The organism is Streptomyces sp. NPDC030820, from assembly GCF_055572075.1.
Genome location: NZ_JBVIEB010000014.1, coordinates 88,337 through 111,940, shown reverse-complemented (window position 1 = coordinate 111,940; position 23,604 = coordinate 88,337). Strand labels below are relative to the sequence as shown.

Here is a 23,604-nt window from a genome sequence, read left to right as displayed (position 1 = left end):
GGCTACAGCCAGTCCCGCTTCTTGAAGACCACGTACAGCGTCAGACACACCACGCCCATCAGCCCGATGGCGAACGGGTAGCCGAACAGCAGGTGCAGCTCCGGCATGTGGTCGAAGTTCATGCCGTAGATCGTGCCGACGAGGGTGGGAGCGAAGAGGATGGCCGCCCATGAGGAGATCTTCTTGACCTCCTCGTTCTGCTCGAAGCCCGCCTCCGCCAGCGCCCGCATCTCCGCGTTCTGCTGCTGGGTCACCAGCGTGGCGTTGACCGTGAGAATCTCGGAGAGGGCCTGGCGGAAGCCGTCGACGCGTTCGCTGATGTGCGTGACGTGGTCGGCGACGTCCCGCAGATAGCGCTGGAGTTCCTCGTCGGTCTCGTACTTGGCGAATCCGGCCATCAGCCCGTGCAGCATGCCGACCAGCGGGCGGGTGGCGCGCTGGAACTCCACCATCTCGCGGGAGAGTTCGTAGATGCGCCGGGAGACCTCGGGATCACCGCGGAACACCTCGGTCTCGATCTCGTCGATGTCGTTCTGGACACCGGAGACCACCGGCGCGTAGCCGTCGACGACGGCGTCGAGGATCGCGTACAGGACCGCTTCCGGGCCGAGCTTGAGCAGGTCCGGGCTGTCCTCCATGCGGCGGCGGACCGCCGACAGGTCCGGCGCCGCGCCGTGCCGGACCGTGATGACGAAGTCCGGGCCGACGAACACGTGCAGCTCGCCGAAGTCCACCTCCTCCGGCGCGTCCAGATAGCGGGCGGCACGCAGCACGACGAACAGCGTCTCGCCGTACCGCTCCAGCTTGGGCCGCTGGTGCGCCTCCATCGCGTCCTCGACCGCGAGCGGGTGCAGCCCGAACTCGGCGGCCAGCGAGTGCAGATCGGCCCCGGTGGGCCGGGCCAGGCCGATCCAGGCCATGCCCGAGGGCTGCTCGCGCAGCTCGCGGTAGGTCTCGGCGAGCGTGGCGGGGGCCGAGACGCGGACGCCGTCGCGGTACAGCGCCGCCTGGACGATGCTCACCGGCTCGGCGCCGTCCGTGTCGGCGGGGGCGGGCGCGGGCGCCTCGGCAAGGGGGGACTGGGGCTGGGTGAGGGCGCGGCGCCAACCGGACCTGCGCCCGTTTCCGCCGTTCCTGCCGTTCTCTCGCTCGGACATCGGCCGCCTCGTAGGAACCCAGGGGGACAGGAGGAGCAGGATATCGGCGGGCCGCCGCGAGCGGCGCGCGCCGCTGTGCAGGGTTGGGTGAGAGTTACGGACAGAAGGTGTCCGCGATCCCGGTCAACGGCGTCCTGCACCCGCAGACGCCGTACGACGTCCGCTTCGGGACGGTCGTACGACCCTGAGGACCAGCTTCTGCAGTCGGCGCATGGAACTCCGCCGGCTCAGTTGTTCGTCGCCGTCGCCGAGGAGTTGCACTTCGGGCGGGCCGCCATGGGGGAGCGACGCGTACCGGATCCCGGCGGAGACCGTCCAGGTGTGGATCCACGAGGTCCCGGCGGACAGCTGGGGCGCGGCCGGGAGGCTCACGGCCGACAAGTAGCCCCCGCGTTCCACGGGGGTGAACGTGGAGAGGGGGGCGCTGCGGGCCGCTCGTGGTGGCTCGCAACGCCCCCCTGGCATCTACCTGAGGGGTGCTCAGGTGTCTCTCTTCCGGGTCACGAGTGGACCTGCGCAGTCACGAGTTGACCTGCGCGGTCACCAGGTCCGAGAAGGTGGCCAGCCGGGTGTACACACCCGGATGACCCGCCTCCGCGCACCCCTCGCCCCAGGAAGTGATCCCTGCCAGGACGCCCCCGATGAGCAGGGGACCGCCGCTGTCGCCCTGGCAGGTGTCTACGCCGCCGGAGGAGTATCCGGCGCACACCATGTCGGACTGGACGAAGCCCGAACCGTAGGAGGAACGGCAGCTGGAGTCGGACACGACCGGGACGGTCGCGGTCCGCAGCTGGTTGGAGGAGCTGCCGATCCCCGAGGTGCTCCCCCAGCCGAGGATCCGGGCCGTGGTGCCGGCCGCGTACACCCCCGTCTGGGAGGAGGAGACGTACGACACCGGTTGGTACGGCATCGACGTCGACAGAGTCAGTACGGCCACGTCGTGGCCGCTTATGGCATCCGTGTAGTCCGGGTTGACCCAGATCTTGCTGACCTTGCTGACCGTGCCGTCGGTGCCGTTGAGATAGGTCCGGCCGCCGACCACACGGACGTTGCCCGCCCACTCGCCGGCCATGCAGTGCGCGGCCGTCACCACCTTCGTGGGGGACACCAGGGTGCCGCCGCAGAACTGGCTGCCGGACGCGTCGGTGATCTGCATGACGAACGGGTACGCCGTCGTCGTCGTGGTCGTACCGCCGACGACGGGCTGGGGTGCGGCGCTCGCCGTGGGGGAGGCGAGCAGCGCGGTCGCCGCGGCGGCGGCGCCGGCCACCAGGGTCGCGGCGGCCTGTCTTGCACGTCTGGGCCCGAACATGAGTCTCCTGAGTGGATTGCACCGGTGGGGGATCGCACGGGTGTGGGGGTTTGCACGGGGGTCGCGGGACCGACCCCCGTATGCCCGGGCGAGCGGCACGCCTTTTACGCTAGGACCCGGCGCCCTCGGCTCCCAATGAGGGAACCCCCTAGGGGGTTGGGTGAGGGAAAACCCTCGGTCCGGTTCAGTTAACCGGCCGCGTACTCACTTCGCGCGGCGAGCCGCCGCCAATCGGACGATGTCCACCCGCGACCGGATCCCCAGCTTGCGGTAGACCCGGGTCAGGGTCGCCTCCACCGTCTTGACGCTGATGAACAGCCGGGCGGCGATCTCCCGGTTGGTGGCGCCCTCCATGACCAGCGCGGCGACCTGACGTTCCATCGCGGCCAGCACGTCCAGCGCGTCCAGGGCGCCCGGCACGGCCCGCGCGGGTTCCGGCTCGGGGGCGGTGAGGGATTCGTCCACCTGGCGTAGCCAGGGCAGTGCCCGGCAGCGGCGGAACATCCGGGTGGCCTCGTCGTACGCCGAGGAGCGCTTGCCGCGCAGCCGGGCGAGCGCGAACGCGGCCCGCGCCTCCTCCAGCCCGTAGCCGAGTGTGCCGAGCCGGTCCTGAGCGGACGTCAGCTGGGCGATGGCCGCCTCCAGCTCGCCCCGGGCGGCCCGCACCAGGGCCTCGGAGCGGTCCAGGACGGCGAGGACGCTCTCCCGGCCGAGCCTCAGTGCGTGCTCGCGGCTGACGTCGATGACGTCCTGCGCCTCGGCCGGTTCACCGATCCGGACCAGCGCCTCGGCGAGATCGCCCTGCCAGCGGCCGCGCGCCGGGTCGGTGATGCCGAGGCCCAGCTCCAGGGTCCGCACCCGGCGCAGCGAGCGGACCGTGCCCGCCGGGTCCCCGGCCACCAGCTGGGCGTACCCGAGCGCGCCCAGGGCCCGGGAGAGGTACATCTGGTCGCCGTCCTCCTCGGCGTGCTCCACCGCCTCCCGGGCGAGGGCGAGGGCCCGGTCCACGTCCCCGCCGGAGGCCTCGGCGAGCGAGGTGAGCATCGCCGAGGCGGTCTCGCCGATCCCGGAGTCCCGGGCCAGGCGCAGGCTCTCGCGGGCCAGCTCCAGGGCGCGTCCGCAGTGCCCGGCGCGCAGCTCGGTCTCGGCGATGCCGCGCAGGAAGTGCACCTCGCTCTCCACCGAGCCGCGCCGGCGCACCTCGCGCAGCAGCGCGGTGACCGTCGCCCGGGCCTCGGTCAGCTGGTCGCTCATGACCAGCCAGCGGAACCGGGCGCTGCCGGCGCCGTTGTGGTGCCAGGCCACCCGGGGGTCCTGGGGCTCCTTCAGGGCACGTTCGATGGTCCGGGGCGCCTCCGGGTGGCCCATCAGGGTCTCGGTCTGGGCCTGGAAGGCGAGGGAGAGCAGTTCGGTGCGCCGGTCCTTGCCGCGCGCGGCCAGCTCGGCGGCGTGCGCGGCGGCCTCGCGGGCCCTGGTGAAGTCGCCCTCCACGATCAGTGCCCGCCAGGCCAGCTGATAGTGCACCAGCGCCAGCAGCCGGGGGTCGTCGCCGGCGTCGGCGAGGGCCTGCGGGAAGACGGCGTCCACCTCGGCCATGGTGTGGCCGGCGGTGTCGATGACGATGATCCAGGCCCGCACCCGTTCGGCGGGCACACTCGCCCGGGACAGCACCTCGCGGGCGATGTCCCGGGCCAGGTCGATCTCGCCCGCGGTGATCGCGTCCTCGGCGGCCTGCAGCCGGCGCTCCTCCGGCCCGGGCGCCCCGTCGGCGGGGGTGTGCCGGGCGGCGAGCAGCCCCAGGTGGGCGGCGACCGAGGGCGCGCCGCGGTCCCGGGCGAGGGCGGCGGCCTCGGCGAGCCGGGCGGCGACGTCCGGGTCGGTGCCGGTGGTGGCGAGGGCCAGATGCCGGGCCCGTTCGATCGGGTCGGAGGCGGCCGTGGACAGGGCCGCGTGTGCGGCGCGCCGCTCGTGCGCGGGCGCCTCCGCGTACAGCGCGGCCGATATCAGGGGGTGCGCGAACCGTACGGCGGGGGCGTCGGGCTCGGTGGCCAGCAGCCCGAGTTCGGCGGCCTGGGCGCACTCGGCCTCGGCGTTCTCCCGGCCGGCGGCGTGCAGCAGCGCCGGGGTGGGGCGGGCGCCGGCACTGGCCACCAGCAGGGTGCGGCGGGCCTCGACCGACAGCATGTCCAGGCGGCTGAGCACCAGGGCGCGCAGGCTGGTCGGCACCGGCAGCGGCTCGCCCGGCCTGGGCGGGGTGGGGCTGTCGGCGAGGGCGCGGCCGAGTTCCAGGGCGAACAGCGGGTTGCCGGCGCTGGTGCGGTGGATCTCGCGGACGGTGGAGCGGGGCAGGGCGCCGTGGCCGCGGTGGTCGAGGAGCTGGGCGACCTGGGCGCGGGACAGCGGGCCGAGCCGGACCGCGAGGGTGCCCGGCGGGCAGGCGCGCAGATGCCGGTCGTACTCCTGGCTCTCCTGGCCCTCGGTGCGTACCGCGCACAGCAGCTGCACCGGGGTGCCCTCCAGCCGGCGGGCGGCGAAGCCGAGCAGTTCGGCGCTGGCCGGGTCCAGCCACTGCAGGTCGTCGGCGACGACGAGGACACCGCCGTGCGCGGCCAGTGCGCGCAACGCGGAGAGCACCGCGAGGCGCAGGGCGAGTCCGTCGCGCTGGAGGCTGGACTCGCCCCGGCCGGTGAGCGCCGACTCCAGGGCGGTGCGCTGGGCGACGGGCAGCCCGGGGGCGACGTCGTCGAGGACCAGGCCGAAGAGGTCGGCGAGGGCCAGGAAGGGGAGATGTGATTCGGACTCGGTGGCGGAGCAGCGCAGGACGGTGCGGGCGGTGGCGCCGTATTCCTCGGCCAATGCCCGCAGGACGGTGGATTTCCCTATTCCGGCGGGACCGTGGAGCAGCACGCTGCCGCCCGAGGCGAGTTGGTCACGGGCGCCGGCGAACAACTCCTCGCGGCCGATGACCAGGTCGGGGCGGCAGCTGGCAGGCTCCTGGAAGTCCCGTCGCACGGTCACCGCTCCCCTCGTGTGTCGTGTCCGGGCCAAATTCTAGGCAACGATCCTTGAAATTCGGACGGAGGCTGTGGTGAGGGAAATAACAAACGGTCAAGCATGAGGAAATTCAGGGCAGCGCCGCTTGAATGGAAAGGTTTCCCAACTGCCCGCTTCACGGCAGCAGCCCCGCCCTGCGGGCCGCGGTCACCGCCTCCCCCCGGGTGTGCGCGCCCAGCTTCCGCATCGCCGAGCGCAGATAGCCCTTCACCGTCTCCGCACGCAGTCCCAGCCGCTCGGCCACGGCCGCGTTGGTCGCTCCCGCCGCCACCCAGGACAGCACGTCCAGCTCGCGTGGCGCCAGGGTCACGCCGTCGGCCCGTGCCGGCGCCGTCAGCAGTCCGCAGGCCGCCAGCAGTTCGGCCCGCAGCTCCGGATCGGTGATCCGGGGGGCCAGGGCCCGCAGCGCCGCATGCGCCTCGCGCACCTGTTCCCACGCGGCCCCCCGGTCGCCACCGGCGGGCTCCGGCCGGGCCGCCACCAGCAGCCCCCGCGCCTCGTCCCGCACCACCAGCGCCTGCTCCACGTCCCGGGCGACGCCCATGGCCGCGCCCAGTGTGCGGTCGCCGAGGGGCTGGGCCGAGCGCAGCGCGCCGTAGAGCACGCCGCGCACCCGGCGCCGTACCACCACCGGTACCGCGACGACCGAGCGGATGCCCTCCGCGGCCACCGGGACGTCGTACTCGTGGCTGATCTGCCGGGAGCTGGAGTAGTCCGTCACCGCGCACGGCCGGGCCAGCGCCACCGCCTTGCCGCCGAGCCCGTTGCCGGAGGTCACCGCGAGCGAGCGCAGGGCGGCCGTGGTCGTCCCGCTCAGCTCGCTGATCCGGATCTGCGGCCGGCCGGACTCGACCAGGCCGCCGAAGGCGACGGGCAGCCCAGTGGCACGCCGCAGCCGGACCAGTGCGCTGCCGATCTCCACCGTTCCCGCCGCGTCTGCCGTCACGTGTCCGCCCCTTCTGCCGTCCCCACCCCCGTTCGGGGGTAGTGAGACCTGCATCACGGATTAGACGATGCCAGAGAGCCGCCCGGCAATGGTCCGGAACAGCGGGAGTGAGCCGCAGGGCGGAGCAGGCCGCGGGCTCATGCCGCGAGCGCCCGAGGTGAACGACCCACAGCGCAAGGAGTGTGTGATGACGACGGCGACCGAGTCGTTCCGCAAGGCCCGGGACTTTCTGCTGGCGCACCGAGAGGACTATGCGGCCGCCTACGACGGCTTCGCCTGGCCGCGGCCCGCGCAGTTCAACTGGGCGCTGGACTGGTTCGATGCGATCGCCGCCGGCAACGACCGGACCGCGCTGCACATCGTCGAGGAGGACGGCGGGGAGACCCGGCTGTCCTTCGCCGAGATGTCCGAGCGGTCGAACCGGGTCGCCAACCATCTGCGGGCGCGGGGTGTCGCCGCCGAGGACCGGATCCTGGTCATGCTCGGCAACCAGGCCGAGCTGTGGGAGACCGCGCTGGCCGCGATGAAGCTGCGCGCGGTGGTCATCCCCGCCACCCCGCTGCTCGGTCCGGCCGATCTGCGCGACCGGGTGGACCGGGGCCGGGTGAAGCACGTGATCGTACGGGCCGAGGACGCCGCGAAGTTCGCCGAGGTGCCCGGCGACTACACCCGGATCACCGTCGGCGGCCCGCCGCAGGAGGGCTGGGAGCCGTACGAGGACGCGTACACCGCCCCCGCCGAGTTCCTCCCCGACGGCCCCACCCTGGCCGACGACCCCCTGATGCTCTACTTCACCTCCGGTACGACCGCCCGCCCCAAGCTGGTCGAGCACACCCAGACCTCGTACCCGATCGGGCATCTGGCCACCATGTACTGGATCGGCCTGAAACCCGGTGACGTGCACCTGAACATCTCCTCGCCGGGCTGGGCCAAGCACGCCTGGTCCAATCTGTTCGCGCCGTGGAACGCCGAGGCGACCGTCTTCCTCTTCAACTACACACGGTTCGACGCGGCGCGCCTGATGGCCGAGATGGACCGGGCCGCGGTCACCACCTTCTGCGCCCCGCCGACCGTGTGGCGCATGCTCATCCAGGCCGACCTGAGCCTCCTCGCCACCCCGCCCCGCGAGGTGGTGGCCGCCGGAGAGCCGCTCAACCCCGAGGTCATCGAACAGGTCCGGCGAGCCTGGGGCGTGACCATCCGGGACGGCTTCGGGCAGACCGAGACGGCCGTGCAGGTCTCCAACAGCCCCGGCCAGCTGCTGAAGACCGGTTCCATGGGCCGCCCGAGTCCCGGCTACCGGGTCGAGCTCCTCGACCCGGTCTCCGGCGCGCCCGGCGCCACCGAGGGCGAGATCGCCCTCGACCTCTCCGAACGTCCGGTCGGCCTGATGACCGGCTACCACGGCGACCCGGACCGCACGGCGGAGGCCATGGCGGGCGGCTACTACCGCACCGGGGACATCGCCTCCCGCGACGAGGACGGCTATCTGACCTACGTCGGCCGCGCGGACGACGTCTTCAAGGCCAGTGACTACAAGATCAGCCCGTTCGAGCTGGAGAGCGCGCTGCTGGAGCACGAGGCGGTGGCCGAGGCCGCCGTGGTGCCCGCGCCGGACGAGCTGCGGCTCGCGGTGCCGAAGGCCTACGTCGTGCTCGCCGAGGGCTTCGAGCCCGGACCGGACACCGCGAAGGTGATCTTCGAGCACTCCCGCCAGGTGCTCGCCCCCTACAAGCGCATCCGCCGGCTGGAGTTCGGCGCGCTGCCCAAGACCGTCTCCGGCAAGATCCGCCGGATCGAGCTGCGCGAGGCGACGGCCCAGGGCTCTCAGAACGAGTACCGCGAGGAGGACTTCCGGTGACCGGACTGTCGTACACGCACGGGACGAGCCCGACCGCCCTGCTCGGGGACACCATCGGCGCCAACCTCGACCGGGCCGTGGCCGCTTGGCCGGACCGCGAGGCCCTGGTCGACGTGCCGTCGGGGCGGCGCTGGACGTACGCCGAATTCGGCGCGGCCGTCGAGGAGCTGGCGCAGGCGCTGGTCGCGAGCGGAGTCGTCAAGGGCGACCGGGTGGGCATCTGGGCGGTCAACTGCCCGGAGTGGGTCCTGGTCCAGTACGCCACCGCCCGCATCGGCGCGATCATGGTGAACATCAACCCGGCCTACCGCACCCACGAGGTCGAGTACGTTCTCAACCAGGCGGGGATCTGCCTGCTGTTCGCCTCCCTGAGCCACAAGAGCAGCGACTACCGCACGATGGTCGAGGAGGTGCGCGGCAGGTGCCCGGCGCTGCGCGAGGTCGTGTACATCGGCGACCCGAGCTGGGAGGAACTGCTCGGGCGGGGCACCGGTGACGCTCCGTACGAGGAACTGTCCTGCGACGACCCGATCAACATCCAGTACACCTCCGGGACCACCGGTTTCCCGAAGGGCGCCACCCTGTCCCACCACAACATCCTCAACAACGGTTATTTCGTGGGGGAGTTGATCGCCTACAGCGAGCAGGACCGGATCTGCATACCGGTGCCCTTCTACCACTGCTTCGGCATGGTGATGGGCAACCTGGCGGCCACCTCGCACGGCGCCTGCATGGTCATCCCGGCCCCGTCCTTCGAGCCGAAGGCCACCCTGGAGGCGGTGCAGCAGGAGCGCTGTACGTCCCTGTACGGCGTGCCGACCATGTTCATCGCCGAGCTGAACCTCCCCGACTTCGCCACGTACGACCTCTCGACGCTGCGCACCGGCATCATGGCGGGCTCGCCCTGCCCGGTGGAGGTCATGAAGCGGGTCGTCGCCGAGATGCACATGGCGGAGGTCTCCATCTGCTACGGCATGACCGAGACCTCCCCGGTGTCCCTGCAGACCCGCCGGGACGACGACCTGGAGCACCGCACGGGCACCGTCGGCCGCGTGCTGCCGCACCTGGAGGTCAAGGTCGTCGACCCGGCCACCGGCGTCACCCGACCGCGTGGCGCGGCAGGGGAGTTGTGCACCCGCGGCTACAGCGTGATGCTCGGCTACTGGAACGAGCCCGAGAAGACCGCCGAGGCCGTGGACGCGGGCCGCTGGATGCACACCGGGGACCTGGCGGTGATGCGCGAGGACGGGTACGTCGAGATCGTCGGCCGGATCAAGGACATGATCATCCGGGGCGGCGAGAACATCTACCCGCGCGAGATCGAGGAGTTCCTCTACGCCCACCCGAAGATCAGGGACGTCCAGGTCGTCGGAGTGCCGCACGAGGCGTACGGCGAGGAGGTCCTGGCCTGTGTGATCCCGCACGACGCGGCCGACCCGCTCACCCTGGAGGAACTGCGCGCCTTCTGCCGGGGCCGGCTCGCGCACTACAAGATCCCCAGCCGGCTGCAGCTCCTCGACTCCTTCCCGATGACGGTGTCCGGAAAGGTGCGCAAGGTCGAACTGCGCGAGACGTACGGGGCGTGAGTTTCTCTCCGTACGGGCGGTGAGCCCGTCTCCCGCGCACGGAGGAGACGGGTTCGCCGTGCGGCTGGACGCGGCCGGCCGGCTCCGCGGGCGCCGCCGGGGCTCGGTGACAGCGAGTACGACACGCTGCTCCCGCCCCTGCTCTCGCTCGCCCGGGAGGGCCGGCCTGGCTGACGCTGGGACTGGTGCGGCCGTGGGGCGAGACCTGGCCGAGATGGATTTCCCATCCTGGGCGGCCGCGCCTCCCCGTCCTCGCGGCCGACTTGCGCGCCGTCACCGTGCACTACTGCGGGCGCCGCCGCGTCCATGGCTGACCGCCCGGCGCGCCCACCTCGTTCAGGGCGTCGGCCGCGTCGTTCACCGGCTGCGGGACGCCCGCGAGGTCCAGGGCGAAGAGGGGGACACTCAGGGTGTCCGCGCGGGCCCGGGCGTCGGCGGTGTAGCCCGCGAGGGAGAAGTACACACAGTCCGCGGACTCCGTCATCGCCGTCAGCCACAGGCATTCCACGTCCCGCGGCGCCGCCGGGCGCACGGTCGGGTCCACCTGGGCGAGGAGTCCGTGCGCGGCGAGCCCGATGCCGTTCGGGGGCCGCTGGTCGGCGCGGCGGATGTCCCGGTAGCCGAGCCAGCGCAGATAGAGCCCGGCGACGGTGACGGCGTCGCGGGCGGTGCGGATGGCGCGCGGCTGGAAGGCGGGGCGGTGGGCGAGGGATCCCGTGGCCACCGCCGACGGCATATCGCTGTCCGCCGGGGATCTGCCGGCCGTCGCCGCCGGCATGCCGGTGTCCGCCGGAGGCGTCGTCGCCACCGGGATGCGCAGGACCGTGCCGCACGCGCATCCCAGTTCCGGCTGCGGCCACTGGCCCGGACGCCCGCAGGCGGTGCACGGAACGGAGATCCACTCGTCGTCCCAGGCCCGGTGGGCCGCCACAGCCGGTTCGGCGGCCGGATCCAGCCGCGGGGCGGTGGGCGCGCCGCACGCGCACGGATACGACGGCGCGGTGTAGACGTGCTCGCGCCGACAGGCCGGGCAGCGTACCGGCACGCTCTCGGGCATGGCCCACCCCCAGGCGTCACGTCGGAACCGTCGCGTCGGGACAGCGGCTCCCATCGTCCTCCTCCGCCTCCCCGCTTGTCCGGTGCTTGCCATGTCTCGCCCTCTCTTGACGACGGTTGGCGCGCACTTCTACATTGATTCCAGATAGTAGAAGTTAAATTCCGCGATACGGAAGATGCTCGCGGTAGTTCGACAATCTGGAGACTGTGCTCACCGCGGGGCGCGACGGGAGTACGCATCCGAGAAGCCGAAGCAGGAGTACTCGATGGCTCGTATGACCGCTGCCCGCGCGGCAGTTGAGATCCTCAAGCGCGAGGGCGTCACCGACGCCTTCGGTGTGCCGGGCGCGGCGATCAACCCCTTCTACAAAGCCCTCAAGGAGGGTGGCGGCATCAACCACACCCTCGCCCGCCACGTCGAGGGCGCCTCGCACATGGCCGAGGGGTACACCCGCACCAGGCCGGGCAACATCGGCGTCTGCATCGGCACCTCAGGCCCGGCCGGCACCGACATGATCACCGGCCTGTACTCGGCCATCGGCGACTCCGTCCCGATCCTGTGCATCACGGGCCAGGCGCCCACCCATGTGATCCACAAGGAGGACTTCCAGGCCGTCGACATCGCCTCGATCGCCAAGCCGGTGACGAAGATGGCGGTCACCGTCCTGGAGGCCGCGCAGGTCCCCGGCGTCTTCCAGCAGGCCTTCCACCTGATGCGCTCCGGCCGTCCCGGCCCGGTCCTGATCGATCTGCCGATCGACGTCCAGCTCACCGAGATCGAGTTCGACCCGGAGACGTACGAGCCGCTGCCCGTCTACAAGCCGGCCGCGACCCGCGCCCAGATCGAGAAGGCGATCACCTTTCTTCTGGAGTCGGAGCGCCCGGTCATCGTGGCCGGCGGCGGCATCATCGGCGCCGACGCCGCCGATCTGCTGGTCGAGTTCGCCGAGCTGACCCGGACCCCGGTCATCCCCACCCTGATGGGCTGGGGCGCGCTGCCCGACGACCACGAGCTGAACGCCGGCATGGTCGGCGTGCAGACCTCGCACCGCTACGGCAACGCCAACTTCCTGGAGTCGGACTTCGTCCTCGGTATCGGCAACCGCTGGGCCAACCGCCACACCGGCTACAAGCTCGACGTCTACCGTGGCGAGCGCAAGTTCGTCCACGTCGACATCGAGCCCACCCAGATCGGCAAGATCTTCCCGCCGGACTACGGTGTCGTCTCCGACGCGAAGGTGGCGCTGGAGCTGTTCGTCGAGGTGGCGAAGGAGCTGAAGGCGGCGGGCAGGCTCCCCGACCGCGCCGACTGGGTCGCCTCGACGCAGGAGCGCAAGGCGACCCTGCTGCGCCGTACGCACTTCGACAACGTGCCCATGAAGCCGCAGCGCGTGTACGAGGAGATGAACAAGGCCTTCGGCCCGGACACCCGGTACGTCACCACCATCGGCCTCTCCCAGATCGCCGGCGCGCAGATGCTGCACGTCTACAAGCCGCGCCACTGGATCAACTGCGGCCAGGCCGGCCCGCTGGGCTGGACCATCCCGGCCGCGATCGGCGTCGCCAAGGCCGACCCGGAGTCCCCGGTCGTCGCACTGTCCGGCGACTACGACTTCCAGTTCCTGATCGAGGAGCTGGCGGTCGCCGCCCAGCACAGGATCCCGTACGTCCATGTGCTGGTGAACAACGCCTACCTGGGCCTGATCCGGCAGGCGCAGATCGGCCTGGACATCAACTTCCAGGTCAACCTGGAGTTTGAGAACATCAACACTCCGGAGATCGGCGTCTACGGCGTCGACCACGTCAAGGTCGCCGAGGGCCTGGGCTGCAAGGCGATCCGGGTCACCGAGCCGGACCAGCTGGGCGCCGCCTTCGAGCAGGCGAAGAAGCTGGCCGCGGAGTACCGGGTGCCGGTCGTCGTCGAGGCGATCCTGGAGCGGATCACCAACATCTCGATGAGCCGCACCATGGACATCAGTGACATCTCCGAGTTCGAGGACCTGGCCACCGAGCCGGGCCACGCGCCGACGTCGATCAAGCCGCTGAAGGTCTGATCCCCCAGGCACAGCAGCGAGGGCGGCCCGTCCGGAAGGACGGGCCGCCCTTTCGCGTCCCCCGTGGCTCCCCGCAGCGGGCCCGCCGCCCCCGTGCCGGCGGGCCCCTGGTGCACGTAATCTGCCCTACCGCGGGGGCGGTTGAAGCCTCCAGCCCTGTCTTCAGAGGTTCATTTGAGGATGGCGTGGCCCGGCTACGACCGCTGTCGTACGCCCAGCCGCTACAGCTCGTGCTCCGACAGCCCGGGCCAGTCGTCGGGCCCGCCGCCCTGCCACTCGATGAGATCGCTCTCCTCGACCTCGATCCGGTCCAGATCGGCCAGCCGCAGGATCTCCACGACATCGTCCAGATGCGAGGCGATCCCCAGTGTCACGTCTCCCTCGGTGACCCGCCGCGACCCGTCCAGGGCGGGGGAGTGCACCACGATGTGCGGGAACTGCGCATTGCCCATGTGTTCAGCGTGCGGCGGATACGGCGGACCCGCACGCCGGGCCCGGACAGCACGAAGCGCTCCCCCTGACCGGGGGAGCGCTTCGTGTCCGTATGGTGACCGTCCGGCGGCGCGAGGCTGGGCGCGACAGGTCGTTCGCGCCGCCGGACGGAGGGGGTGGCCCCCGTCGGAGGGGGCTGGGTGGGACCGTGGGGGCGTGCGACGGAGCCGGGGGCCCTTCCCTCTGGTCGAGAAGGGGACCCGGTCCTTCACCACCGCACTGGCTCGCACGCCGCCACGGTCCGCGCCCTGCCCGCGCCCACCGCCGTACGACCACCCCTCATCCGGGCCGTACGGCGTGCCGCGCGGGCCGCGTGCGGGGATTCTGACCTCCCGTCAGATCCCGTACGCTGCTTGCGGATCGCCCGCCTCAGTCCTCGCGCAGCGCGCGGACCGCCTCCTCCACGCGCTTGCCGTACTCCGGGTCGGCGGCGTGGAAGTGGGTCAGGTTCTTCTCGATCACGTCGTCGCGGGAGACCTGCGAGAGGCTGCCGGCGATGTTCGCGACGAGGCGGGACCTCTCCTCCTCGGACATCAGGCGGTACAACTCGCCCGCCTGGTAGAAGTCGTCGTCCTTGGTGTGCAGCGGGGCGGAGTGGTTGCCCGTGTGGCCCGACACCGCCAGCGGCGCCGACAGCGGGCGGCCGGTCTCCACCGGGCCGTCGTAGGAGTTCGGCTCGTAGTTCTTGGCGCCGCGGCCCTGCGCGTTGAACGCCATGTAGCCGTCGCGGCCGTAGTTCCGGGCGCCGCCCGGGACCGCCTTCGGGGAGTTGACCGGCAGCAGGGTGTGGTTGACACCGAGGCGGTAGCGGTGCGCGTCCGCGTAGGCGAACAGGCGGCCCTGGAGCATCTTGTCGGGGGAGGGGCCGATGCCGGGCACGAAGTTGTTCGGGGAGAAGGCGGCCTGCTCGACCTCGGCGAAGACGTTGTCCGGGTTGCGGTCCAGCACCAGGCGGCCCACACGCTGCAGCGGGTAGTCCTTGTGCGGCCACACCTTGGTCAGGTCGAACGGGTTGAAGCGGTAGTCCGCCGCCTCGGCCGCCGGCATCAGCTGGACGTACAGGGTCCACGACGGGTGCACGCCGCGCTCGATCGCCTGCAGCAGGTCCGTCTGGTGGGAGTTCGGGTCCTTGCCCGCGAGCTCCGCGGCCTGCTCGCTGCTCAGCGAGCGGATGCCCTGGTTCGTCTTGAAGTGGTACTTGACGAAGAAGGCCTCGCCCCGGGCGTTCGTCCACTGGTAGGTGTGCGAGCCGTAGCCGTTCATGTGCCGGTACGACGCCGGGATGCCGCGGTCGCCCATCAGCCAGGTCACCTGGTGCGTGGCCTCGGGGGCGTGCGCCCAGAAGTCCCAGACGTTGTCCGGCTCCTGACGGCCCGTGAACGGGTCGCGCTTCTGCGAGTGGATGAAGTCGGGGAATTTGATCGGGTCCTTGATGAAGAACACCGGGGTGTTGTTGCCGACGAGGTCGTAGTTGCCCTCCGCGGTGTAGAACTTCACCGCGAAGCCGCGCGGGTCACGGACGGCGTCCGCGCCGCCGAGGGAGTCGGCGACCGTGGAGAAGCGCACGAACACCTCGGTGCGCTTGCCGATCTCGCTCAGGAAGTCGGCGTGGGTGAAGCCGGTGACGTCGTCCGTCACCTCGAAGTGGCCGTACGCGCCGGAGCCACGGGCGTGCACCACGCGCTCCGGGATGCGCTCGCGGTTGAAGCGCGCGAGCTTCTCCAGGAGGTGCTGGTCCTGGATCAGGAGCGGGCCGCCTACGCCGGCCGAGGCGGAATTCTGGTTGTCTGCGACCGGGGCGCCGGACTCCGTGGTGAGAGTTCGCGCCGTGAGCACGCGCTTCGACATCGTGGACCTTCCGTGCGGTGGCAGCGGAAATCTGTTTCCGCTTTGTGGAGCCTAAAAGTTGGTGGAACTGAGCGTCAACAGTTTGTTGAAGTCGATTCCGGGCCGCGGCACCGCCTGGGCGCGACAGGACAGGTGTCAGCGGCGCCGCGGCCCGGAAGTCTCTACAGCTGAGCGCCGGAGAGGCGCTCGACCGCGCGCAGCAGGGCCGAGTGGTCCAGGCCGCCGTCGCCCTGGGCGCGCAGCGAGGCGACCAGCTGGGCGACCACGGCACCGACCGGCAGCGCGGCGCCGACGGTGCGGGCGGCGTCGGTGACGATGCCCATGTCCTTGTGGTGCAGGTCGATACGGAAGCCCGGCTTGAAGTCGCGGTTCAGGAAGTTGTCCTTCTTCCGCGTCAGCACGGTGGAGCCCGCCAGACCGCCGTTGAGGACGTCCAGCGCGGCCGCGAGGTCCACGCCCGACTTCTCCAGGAAGACCACGGCCTCGGCGCACGCCTGGATGTTGACGGCGACGATCAGCTGGTTGGCCGCCTTGACGGTCTGACCCGAGCCGTGCGGGCCGCACAGCACGATGGTCTTGCCGAGCGCCTCGAAGATCGGCTCGGCCTGGTCGAAGTCGGCCTGCTCACCGCCGACCATGATCGACAGCACGGCCTCGACGGCGCCGGCCTCACCGCCGGACACCGGGGCGTCCAGCACCCGGATGCCCTTGTCCTTGGCGGCGGCGGCCAGGTCGACGGAGGTCTGCGGGGTGATCGAGGACATGTCGATCAGCAGGGCGCCCTGCTTCGCGTTCTCCAGGATGCCCTCGGGGCCGTAGGCGATGGCCTCGACCTGCGGGGACGCGGGGACCATGGTGATCACCACGTCGGCGTCGCGCACGGCCTCGGCGATGGAGCCGGCAGCGGTGCCGCCGGCGGCGGCCAGGCGGTCCAGCTTGTCCTGCTCCAGGGTGTAGCCGGTGACGTCGTAACCCGCCTTGATCAGGTTCTCGGACATGGGGGAGCCCATGATGCCGAGGCCGATCCAGGCGATCTTGGGAAGAGTGCTCATGTCAGGGGTGCCTCTCTCAACTGCCTTGCAAAGTCATGGGTGTTCAGCGCGCCGCACGGGCTTCGCGCGGAAGCCACTCGAAGCCCTCGGCGCTCGGGCGGTCGCCCGGCTTGTACTCCAGGCCGACCCAGCCGTCGTAACCGGCCTTCCTCAGCTGGTCGAGCAGCTCCTCCAGCGCGAGCGAACCCGTCCCGGGGGCGCCGCGGCCGGGGTTGTCCGCGATCTGCACGTGGCCGGTCTTCGCCGCGTACTGCTCGATGACCGCCGGCAGGTCCTCGCCGTTCATGGACAGGTGGTACAGGTCCATCAGGAACCTGGCGTTCCCGAGCCCCGTCGCCTCGTTGACCTTGTCCACGACCTCGATGGCGGCGGGCGCGCTCACCAGCGGGTACAGCGGCGACTCCGGCCGGTTCAGCGTCTCGATCAGCAAGGTCGCGCCGATCCGGTCGGCCGCCCGGGCCGCGAGGGCGAGGTTCTCCAGGGCGAGCGCGTCCTGCTCCGCCGGGTCCACGCCCTCGACGCGGTTGCCGTACAGGGCGTTGAGCGCCTTGCAGCCGAGGGAGGCGGCGAAGCCGGCGGCCACGTCGATGTTGGCGCGGAACTTCTCCGACTCCTCGCCCGGGACCGACAGGGTGCCGCGGTCCGGGCCCGGCAGCTGTCCGGCGTAGAAGTTCAGCCCCGTGAGCCGGACGCCCGCGTCCTCGATCGCCTTCTTCAGGGCGTCGAGCTCGGACTGCTCGGGGGTGGGGGAGTCGACCCAGGGCCACCACAGCTCGACCGCCGTGAAGCCCGCCGCGGCGGCGGCCGCGGGGCGCTCCAGGAGCGGGAGTTCCGTGAAGAGGATCGACAGGTTGACGTTGAAGCGCTGGTCTGCGAATCCCACGGGGACGGCGCTCCCTTCCCTGTTATTCCGTATTGCGGAAGTTCATTTCTGCTGTATGGAAAGCCTGCCTGTGAGTCGGGAGGACTGTCAAGAGAGCCCACGAAAAAGTGCCCCCGCGCGATCGCGCGGGGGCACAAGTGAAGGCCTGGTCAGAGGGCGTCGACGCCGCTCACCTTCCAGCCGTCGGAGGTACGGGTGAGCGTCATCCGCACCCGGTTCAGGTCCAGCCGGGGCTGCGGGACCTGGGTGCTCTCGGTCACCTGGTTGACGAAGAGCAGGACGACGGCCCTGTCCGGTGTCGCCGACACCACGGAGGCCGCGGGGGCGCCGCCGTCGGCGGGGGTGGCCACGGTTGCCTTCACCACGCCGTGGTACTTCGTCGCGGTCGGCGCGACCACCGTTTTCGTGGTCCTGCCGTACTGGTCGCGGAAGTGCCCGGTCAGCAGGGCACGGGCCCGGGCGAAGTCGCGGTCCAGGTGCCGGTAGTCGTACGACAGCACGGCCGGCGCCGCCTTCTGCGCGGCCGCGAGGGCCTCGCCGCGGGCCTGCTCCGCCTGCCGCCCCTCCCGGTACCGCCAGCCGAGTACGCCGGCCACGACCAGGGCGGCCACGAGGACGACGCCCAGGACCGCGATGAGCACGCGCCGCGCGACCCGGCGCGGCGGAGCGCTCTGCTCCGGATCGTTCTCGGACGACTCGGGTGAGTCGGACGACTCGGGCTCCGGCGGGTCCACCCAGCCGTCCGCCGGGGGATCGATGAGCAGCGTGCGCCCGGGGGAAGCCTCCTCCTCCTCCCGGCGGGCAGCGCGCTCCGGCCGCCCGGCGCGCTTGGCCGCCGCCCGGGCGGCCGCGGTCAGGGTACGGCGGGCCGGGGAGCCGCTGCCGCGCGTTCGGGTCGGGTTCGCCATGGTCTCTCTCCTCACTGATGGCCGCACCGGCGGGTCAGCCCACGAACGTGACGTCGGAGGTCAGCCAGCGGCCGCCGACCCGCACGAGGTCGAGCTGGAGCCGGTAGGTGCGCGCCTGGCCCTCGGGCGCGGCGGTGTTGGTCACCTTGCTGTCGGCCACGACCAGTACGCGCGCCGAGCGCGCGTCGGACCGCACGATGCCCGCATCCAGCACCTGCCCCTCGGACACCGACTTGTTCTGCGCGACCAGCTTCGTCAACTGGGCTGTCTGCGCCGCGAACTGCTTCTTGAAGTCGCCGGTGGCACCCTTCAGCACGTTGCGGCTGTCCCGGTCGTAGTGCCGGTAGTCGAGCGAGGTGAAGTTGAGCGCCGACTGGCGGGCCGCCGCCAGGACCTCCTGGCGGCGCTGTTCCGCCCCGCGCTGGTCGGCCAGCTTCAGGCCCAGCCAGACGGACAGCACGGTCGTCAGCACGGTCGCGGCGACAAGGCCTGCCGACAGCAGCCGCATGCGCCCCCCTGTCATGCCATCGGTCCCACGAGCAGCCATTGCCACGACTCCTTTCCGAATACGGTCTGTTCGCCGCCCGTCGAGCCGATCTCGACGGGCGCTCCGTCCGGGCCGGTCAGGGTGCCGGTCTCCGGGTCGTACGGGGCCACGAACGCGGCCTGGTCCGCGCCGTCCGCACCGGTCGTCGCGCCGGGGGCGTTCTGCGCACCGCGCACCGAGGTCTTGCTCCCGCGCGGCGCCGTGCAGCGCGCGTGGGTGTTCGCCGCGCGGGTGCCGGTGTCGGCCGGGTCGCGGCGCTGGGTGCCGTAGCCCTGGGTGCAGGCGGGCGGGTCGTCGGCGTTCACGGTCAGCCCGAAGTGGGTGGTGCCGTCGCCGGGGATCACCGTGTAGCTGCCCGCCACGGTGAGCGGGAGCGTGACCAGGGCCTGCTCGACGCCGGGCAGCCGGGCCACGGTGATCTGGCCGCCGCTGATGAGGTTGGCCAGCAGGACCGGCACCTGCGGCCGGGTGGACCTCAGCAGGGAGTCGAGCTCCTGTGTGGCGGGCGCCGTATTGCCGATCAGCCGGCGCAGATCCCCGTCGCTCGACTTCAGCTGTTCGGTGAGCGTGGCCAGATCACGGGAGAACGACTTGATGGCCGAGCCCTGGTCGGCCTGGGTCTTGAGCACCTTCCGGGAGTCCTCGATCAGCGAGACCGTCTGCGGGAGCGATGCGGACGCCGACTCCACCAGGGAGTTGCCGGAGTCGACCAGACGGCTCAGGTTCGGCCCGGTACCGGCGAACGCCTTGCCGAGCTCGTCGACGGTGACCCGCAGATCGTCCTTGCCGACCGAGTTGACCAGCCGGTCGAGGCTGAGGACCAGGTCGGTGACCGGCAGCGGGGTCCGGGTGCGGCTGCGTGGGATCGGGCTGCCGTCGATGAGGTACGGCCCGCCCGACCCGCGCGGCTGGAGGTCGACGTACTGCTCGCCCACCGCCGAACGGTCGGCGATCACCGCGAGCGTGTCGGCCGGGATCCTCGGGGCACCGTCCTCGATCTTCAGTGCCACCGAGACCCCGGACCCGTTCAGCCGCAGGTCGCCCACGCGGCCCACCGGCACCCCGCGGTAGGTGACCTCCGCGCCGGGGAACACGCCCCCGGACTCGGCGAAGTCGGCGCGCACGGTGTATCCACGGTGCAGCACGTCGTCCACCAGGCCGGTGTACCGGGCGCCGACGTACGACACCCCGAGGGCGGTGACGGTCGCGAAGGCGAGCAGCTGGGCCCTGACCGTACGTGTGATCACGGCAGTATCCCCTTCAGCATCAGCTCGGCCAGGCCGAGGTCGATCCCGGGTGGGAGGCGACGTGAGCCGTCCCCCGTGTCGTAGCCCGCGGTGCACACCGGCGGACACAGCAGGGTGCTGCCGTCGGAGGGCTTCGAGGGCACGGCGGGTGCGGAGGGCACGGACGGGGTGGACGGGAGGGACGGAGTGGCCGGCAGGGACGGCAGGGGGGCCGGCGTGGGGACACCCGGAAGACGCGGGGTCCCGGGGGCCGGGGACTTCCCGCCCCTGCCCGGCTTGCCGGTGAGGTTGCCGTAGATGCCCGCCAGGTCGAGATCGGCGGTGATCCGCAGATTGACGTAGTCGCCCTTGACCGCGTCCGTGGCGTTGCGCGGGAACGGATATGTGGTCAGCAGCTCGAGCGAGTTGGGCAGGTCGTCGCCCGCCTTGTTCAGCTGCTGCAGGATGGGCTGGAGACTCTTCAGGTCGGCGACCGTGTCGGCGTGGGAGGCGTTCACCACCTTGGTGCCGGTCGTGCCGAGCCGGGACAGTGCGGTGAGCATCTTCGTCAGGTCGCGGCGCTGGTCGGCGAGGGCCTTCAGGGCCGGCGGCATGGTGTCGACGGCCACGGCGATCGTCTTCTTCTCCTTCTTCAGCCGCTTGGCGAGCCGGTCGACGCCCTTGAGCGCGCGCACGATCTCGCTCCGCTGGTCGTCGAGGCCGCCGAGGAAGGTGTCGAGCTGCTTCAGCAGCGACCTGACCCGGTCCTCACGGCCGTTCAGGGCCTGGTTCAGCTCCACGGTGATCGTCTTCAACTGGGCCACCCCGCCGCCGTTGAGCAGCGCGGACAGAGCCGACAGCACCTCCTCGACCTCCGCGTTGCGGCCGCTGCGGGAGAGCGGGATGCGGTCGCCGTCGCGGAGCCGTCCGACGGGTGGCGTGCCCGTCGGCGCGGACAGGGCCACGTACTTCTCGCCGAGCATGCTGGTCTGCCGCAGATCGGCGACCGCGTTGCCGGGCAGCTTCACCGAGTCGGCGATCCTGAGCCGCACGCGTGCGTGCCAGCCGTCCAGCTCCACCTTCTCGACCGTGCCCACGGTGACGTTGTTCACCTTCACCGCCGACTGCGGCACCAGGTCCAGTACGTCCCGGAACTCGACGGTGACGTGGTAGGCGTGGCCGTCCGAGGCGGCGCCGCCGGGAAGCGGGACGTCGTACCAGCCGTTGAACTCGCAGCCGGTCAGCAGCAGTGAGCCGACCGCCGTCCAGGCGGCCACCCGCCCCAAGCGCTGCACGCTCATGCCCGTGCCCCCAGGATTCCGCCGAGGGTCTTGTCGACGGTGCCCGTCACCGCCGGGGCCGACGGCACCTCGGGCAGGGAGTCGAAGAGTTTCCTCAGGTCCGTGCAGTCGGGGTTCTTGCCGCCCTCGTCCCCGGTCGTCCGCAGGATCGAGCAGAGCAGGGACGCCGGGTCCTGGGAGGTCTGGGCGTTGTTGCGGGTGTCGAGGGTGCCGGCCACGGGGTTGTAGGCGTTCTGCAGGTTCGACAGGCCGGTGGGCGCGACGGTCAACAGCTCCTCCAGTGCGGCCCGTTGGGTGACGAGCACCTTGGTGACCTTGGCCAGGCCCCGTACGTCCGAGGTCAGCGCCTTCTTGTTGCCCTTCACAAAGCCGTTGACGTCGCCGAGGGCGGCGGCCAGGTACTTCAGCGCGGCCGCGAGATCCTTGCGCTCCCCGGCCAGCTGCCCGGCCACGTCGGCGAGGTCGGTGTCGAACGACCGCACGCTGGTGTCGTCCGCCGCGAGTGCGGCCGTGAACACCTGCAGGTTCCGCACGGTCCCGAACAGGTCGCCGCGTCCGTCGGACAGCGTGGTGACCGCCTGGGAGAGGTCCTCGACCGTCTGGTTCAGGTTCTTCCCCTGGCCCTGGAGGTTGTCGGCGCTCACCCCGAGCAGCCGGGACAGCGAGCCCTTCTTGTTGGCGCCGTCCGGGCCGAGCGCCTCGGCGGTGGTGTGCAGGCTGTCGAAGATCCGGTCCAGCTCGACGGGGACGGCCGTCCGGGACTCGGGGATGACGTCGCCGTTCCGCAGCACGGGTCCCTTCCGGTACACCGGCAGCAGCTGCACGTAACGGTCGCTGACCACCGAGGAGTTGACGATGGCGGCCTGTGCGTTCGCGGGGACCTTGCGGCCCCGGTCGTACTCCAGCTCCACCCGTACCCGGCCGCCCTCCGGCGTGATCTTCCTGACCTCGCCGATGCGGACACCGAGCACGCGGACGTCGGAGCCGGGGTAGATGCCGACGGTGCGCGGGAAGTACGCCGTGACCCGGACGGGGTCCGGGCCGGGCCACAGGAGGACGGCGAGGCCCGTGACGACCGCGAGCGCGGTGAACAGGGCCAGGAGTCTGCGGGTCATCGGGTGCCTCCCGTCCGTGGGGTGACCGGGGCGGCGACCAGGTTCTGCACATAGGAGTCGAACCAGCGGCCGTTGCCGAGGGTGTTGGTGAAGAGACGCACGTAGGGGGCGAGGAGCCGGACGCTGCGGTCCAGGCTCGCCTGGTTGCGTTCGAGCATCTTCACGAAGGTGTCGAGGTTCTTCAGGGCGGGCCCGATGTCCTTGCTGTTGTCGTCGACCAGGCCGGACAGCTCGATGCCCAGCACGGCGGAACTCTTGAGCAGGTCGTGGATCGCCGTGCGTCGCCGGCCGATCTCCTTGAAGAGCGCGTCGCCGTCCTTCACCAGCGCCGAGAAGTCCTTCGTGTGGTCGGCCAGCACCTTGGTGACTCCGTTCGCGTGGTCGAGGAGCCCGCGCAGTGCCTTGTCGCGGGAGGCGACGGTCCGGGAGATCCGCGACAGTCCCCTGATGGACGCCCGCACCTCCGCGGGCGAGTCCTGGAAGGTGACGGAGATCGTGTCCAGCGCCTTCGCGAGCCGGTCCGTGTCGACCTCCTCGGTGGTGGTCGTGAGGTCGCTGAAGGCCTGGACGACGTCGTACGCCGACACCGTCCGCCCGATCGGGATCTCACTGCCCGGCTTCAACTGCCCGGGCCCCTTGGGGGAGAGGGCCAGATACTTCGCGCCGAGGATCGTCTTGACCCGGATCGACGCGCCCGTGTCGGTGCCGAACGCCGGGTGGCCCTTCACCTTGAAGGTGACCTTGACATGGTCGCCGTCCAGGCCGACGTCCTCGACCTTGCCGACCTTGACTCCCGCGATCCGCACCTCGTCGCCCGGCTTGAGCCCGCCCGCCTCCGAGAAGGCCGCGCTGTAGGTGTCGCCGCCGCCGATCAGCGGCAGGCTGTCGGCGTTGAAGGCGGCGACCGTGAGCAGCGCGAGGACGGTGAGACCGACGGCGCCGACGACGACCGGGTTCCGCTCACGGAAGGGCTTCAGCCGAGGGCGCCGCAGCCGGATCCTGGGCAGTTTCGGCGGCAGGACACGTACCTTCACCAGGGGCTGGGGGCGGGTCTTGCGCTTGGGCAGCCGGGGCAGGAGCCTCGGCAGTTTCGGGGGCAGGACCCGCACTTTCACCAGGGGCTGGGGGCGGGTCTTGCGCTTGGGCAGCCGGGGCAGGAGCCTCGGCAGTTTCGGGGGCAGGACCCGTACCTTCACCAGGGGCTGG

19 protein-coding genes are annotated in these 23,604 nt (G+C 71.4%); 4 read left to right on the top strand and 15 right to left on the bottom strand.

Going from position 1 to position 23,604, the window contains the following annotated elements; all coding sequences use genetic code 11:
- Window positions 1-2: 2 nt before the first annotated feature.
- Window positions 3-1,157 (bottom strand): magnesium and cobalt transport protein CorA, encoded by a 1,155-nt coding sequence (locus ACZ418_RS33160; protein WP_468370557.1) that lies wholly within the window; start codon window positions 1,155-1,157, stop codon window positions 3-5.
- Between the two features lie 211 nt (window positions 1,158-1,368).
- Here ACZ418_RS33160 and ACZ418_RS33155 point away from each other — a divergent pair, with 211 nt between their 5' ends.
- Complete coding sequence (locus ACZ418_RS33155) at window positions 1,369-1,542, top strand: tautomerase family protein (protein ID WP_468370554.1); 174 nt, start codon at window positions 1,369-1,371, stop codon at window positions 1,540-1,542.
- A 135-nt stretch (window positions 1,543-1,677) separates the two neighbouring features.
- On the opposite strand, the gene ACZ418_RS33150 is transcribed toward ACZ418_RS33155, so the two are convergent.
- From ACZ418_RS33150 to ACZ418_RS33140, 3 genes are all read right to left on the bottom strand, one after another.
- Entirely contained in the window at window positions 1,678-2,469 is a 792-nt protein-coding gene (locus ACZ418_RS33150) for a S1 family peptidase (protein ID WP_468370551.1), read from the bottom strand.
- Window positions 2,470-2,673: 204 nt separating this feature from the next.
- Window positions 2,674-5,487: an ATP-binding protein gene (locus ACZ418_RS33145; protein WP_468370549.1), complete on the bottom strand. Its 2,814-nt coding sequence runs from the start codon at window positions 5,485-5,487 to the stop codon at window positions 2,674-2,676.
- Window positions 5,488-5,638: 151 nt separating this feature from the next.
- Window positions 5,639-6,469, bottom strand: a complete 831-nt coding sequence (locus ACZ418_RS33140) for a helix-turn-helix transcriptional regulator (protein ID WP_468370546.1) — start codon at window positions 6,467-6,469, stop codon at window positions 5,639-5,641.
- A gap of 187 nt (window positions 6,470-6,656) precedes the next feature.
- On the opposite strand from ACZ418_RS33140, the gene ACZ418_RS33135 reads away from it, so the two are divergent.
- Window positions 6,657-8,330 carry an AMP-binding protein gene (locus tag ACZ418_RS33135; protein WP_468370544.1) on the top strand — a complete coding sequence of 558 codons (1,674 nt, stop codon included), beginning with the start codon at window positions 6,657-6,659 and terminating at the stop codon, window positions 8,328-8,330.
- Window positions 8,327-9,916, top strand: a complete 1,590-nt coding sequence (locus ACZ418_RS33130; RefSeq protein WP_468370542.1) for an AMP-binding protein — start codon at window positions 8,327-8,329, stop codon at window positions 9,914-9,916. Before ACZ418_RS33135 ends, ACZ418_RS33130 begins: the two co-directional genes overlap by 4 nt.
- A 283-nt stretch (window positions 9,917-10,199) precedes the next feature.
- Here the strand turns inward: ACZ418_RS33130 and ACZ418_RS33125 are convergent, their stop codons facing one another.
- Window positions 10,200-10,973, bottom strand: coding sequence for a hypothetical protein (locus tag ACZ418_RS33125; RefSeq protein ID WP_468370540.1), 774 nt, complete (start codon window positions 10,971-10,973; stop codon window positions 10,200-10,202).
- Between the two features lie 265 nt (window positions 10,974-11,238).
- Here ACZ418_RS33125 and gcl point away from each other — a divergent pair, with 265 nt between their 5' ends.
- Window positions 11,239-13,026, top strand: a complete 1,788-nt coding sequence (gcl, locus tag ACZ418_RS33120) for a glyoxylate carboligase (RefSeq protein ID WP_468370537.1) — start codon at window positions 11,239-11,241, stop codon at window positions 13,024-13,026.
- 221 nt (window positions 13,027-13,247) lie between these two features.
- Here gcl and ACZ418_RS33115 read toward each other — a convergent pair whose 3' ends face one another.
- The 10 genes from ACZ418_RS33115 to ACZ418_RS33070 all read right to left on the bottom strand — a co-directional run bounded on the left by ACZ418_RS33115 (window position 13,248) and on the right by ACZ418_RS33070 (window position 23,396).
- On the bottom strand, window positions 13,248-13,478 hold the full coding sequence (locus ACZ418_RS33115) for a hypothetical protein (RefSeq protein ID WP_468370533.1): 231 nt from the start codon (window positions 13,476-13,478) through the stop codon (window positions 13,248-13,250).
- A gap of 409 nt (window positions 13,479-13,887) precedes the next feature.
- Entirely contained in the window at window positions 13,888-15,366 is a 1,479-nt protein-coding gene (locus ACZ418_RS33110) for a catalase (protein ID WP_468370530.1), read from the bottom strand.
- 161 nt (window positions 15,367-15,527) lie between these two features.
- On the bottom strand, window positions 15,528-16,418 hold the full coding sequence (locus ACZ418_RS33105) for a 2-hydroxy-3-oxopropionate reductase (protein ID WP_468370527.1): 891 nt from the start codon (window positions 16,416-16,418) through the stop codon (window positions 15,528-15,530).
- 43 nt (window positions 16,419-16,461) lie between these two features.
- Window positions 16,462-17,301, bottom strand: coding sequence for a TIM barrel protein (locus tag ACZ418_RS33100; RefSeq protein ID WP_468370525.1), 840 nt, complete (start codon window positions 17,299-17,301; stop codon window positions 16,462-16,464).
- A 149-nt stretch (window positions 17,302-17,450) separates the two neighbouring features.
- Window positions 17,451-18,209: a hypothetical protein gene (locus ACZ418_RS33095; protein WP_468370522.1), complete on the bottom strand. Its 759-nt coding sequence runs from the start codon at window positions 18,207-18,209 to the stop codon at window positions 17,451-17,453.
- Between the two features lie 34 nt (window positions 18,210-18,243).
- Window positions 18,244-18,732, bottom strand: coding sequence for a hypothetical protein (locus ACZ418_RS33090; protein WP_468370519.1), 489 nt, complete (start codon window positions 18,730-18,732; stop codon window positions 18,244-18,246).
- Window positions 18,729-20,003, bottom strand: a complete 1,275-nt coding sequence (locus ACZ418_RS33085; protein ID WP_468370517.1) for an MCE family protein — start codon at window positions 20,001-20,003, stop codon at window positions 18,729-18,731. Before ACZ418_RS33085 ends, ACZ418_RS33090 begins: the two co-directional genes overlap by 4 nt.
- On the bottom strand, window positions 20,000-21,283 hold the full coding sequence (locus tag ACZ418_RS33080) for an MCE family protein (RefSeq protein ID WP_468370514.1): 1,284 nt from the start codon (window positions 21,281-21,283) through the stop codon (window positions 20,000-20,002). Before ACZ418_RS33080 ends, ACZ418_RS33085 begins: the two co-directional genes overlap by 4 nt.
- The gene (locus ACZ418_RS33075; protein ID WP_468370511.1) at window positions 21,280-22,398 is read right to left on the bottom strand and encodes an MCE family protein; all 1,119 of its coding nucleotides are present in this window, start codon (window positions 22,396-22,398) and stop codon (window positions 21,280-21,282) included. The genes ACZ418_RS33080 and ACZ418_RS33075 overlap by 4 nt, the downstream gene beginning before the upstream one ends.
- On the bottom strand, window positions 22,395-23,396 hold the full coding sequence (locus ACZ418_RS33070) for an MCE family protein (protein WP_468370745.1): 1,002 nt from the start codon (window positions 23,394-23,396) through the stop codon (window positions 22,395-22,397). The genes ACZ418_RS33075 and ACZ418_RS33070 overlap by 4 nt, the downstream gene beginning before the upstream one ends.
- Between the last annotated feature and the right edge of the window lie 208 nt (window positions 23,397-23,604).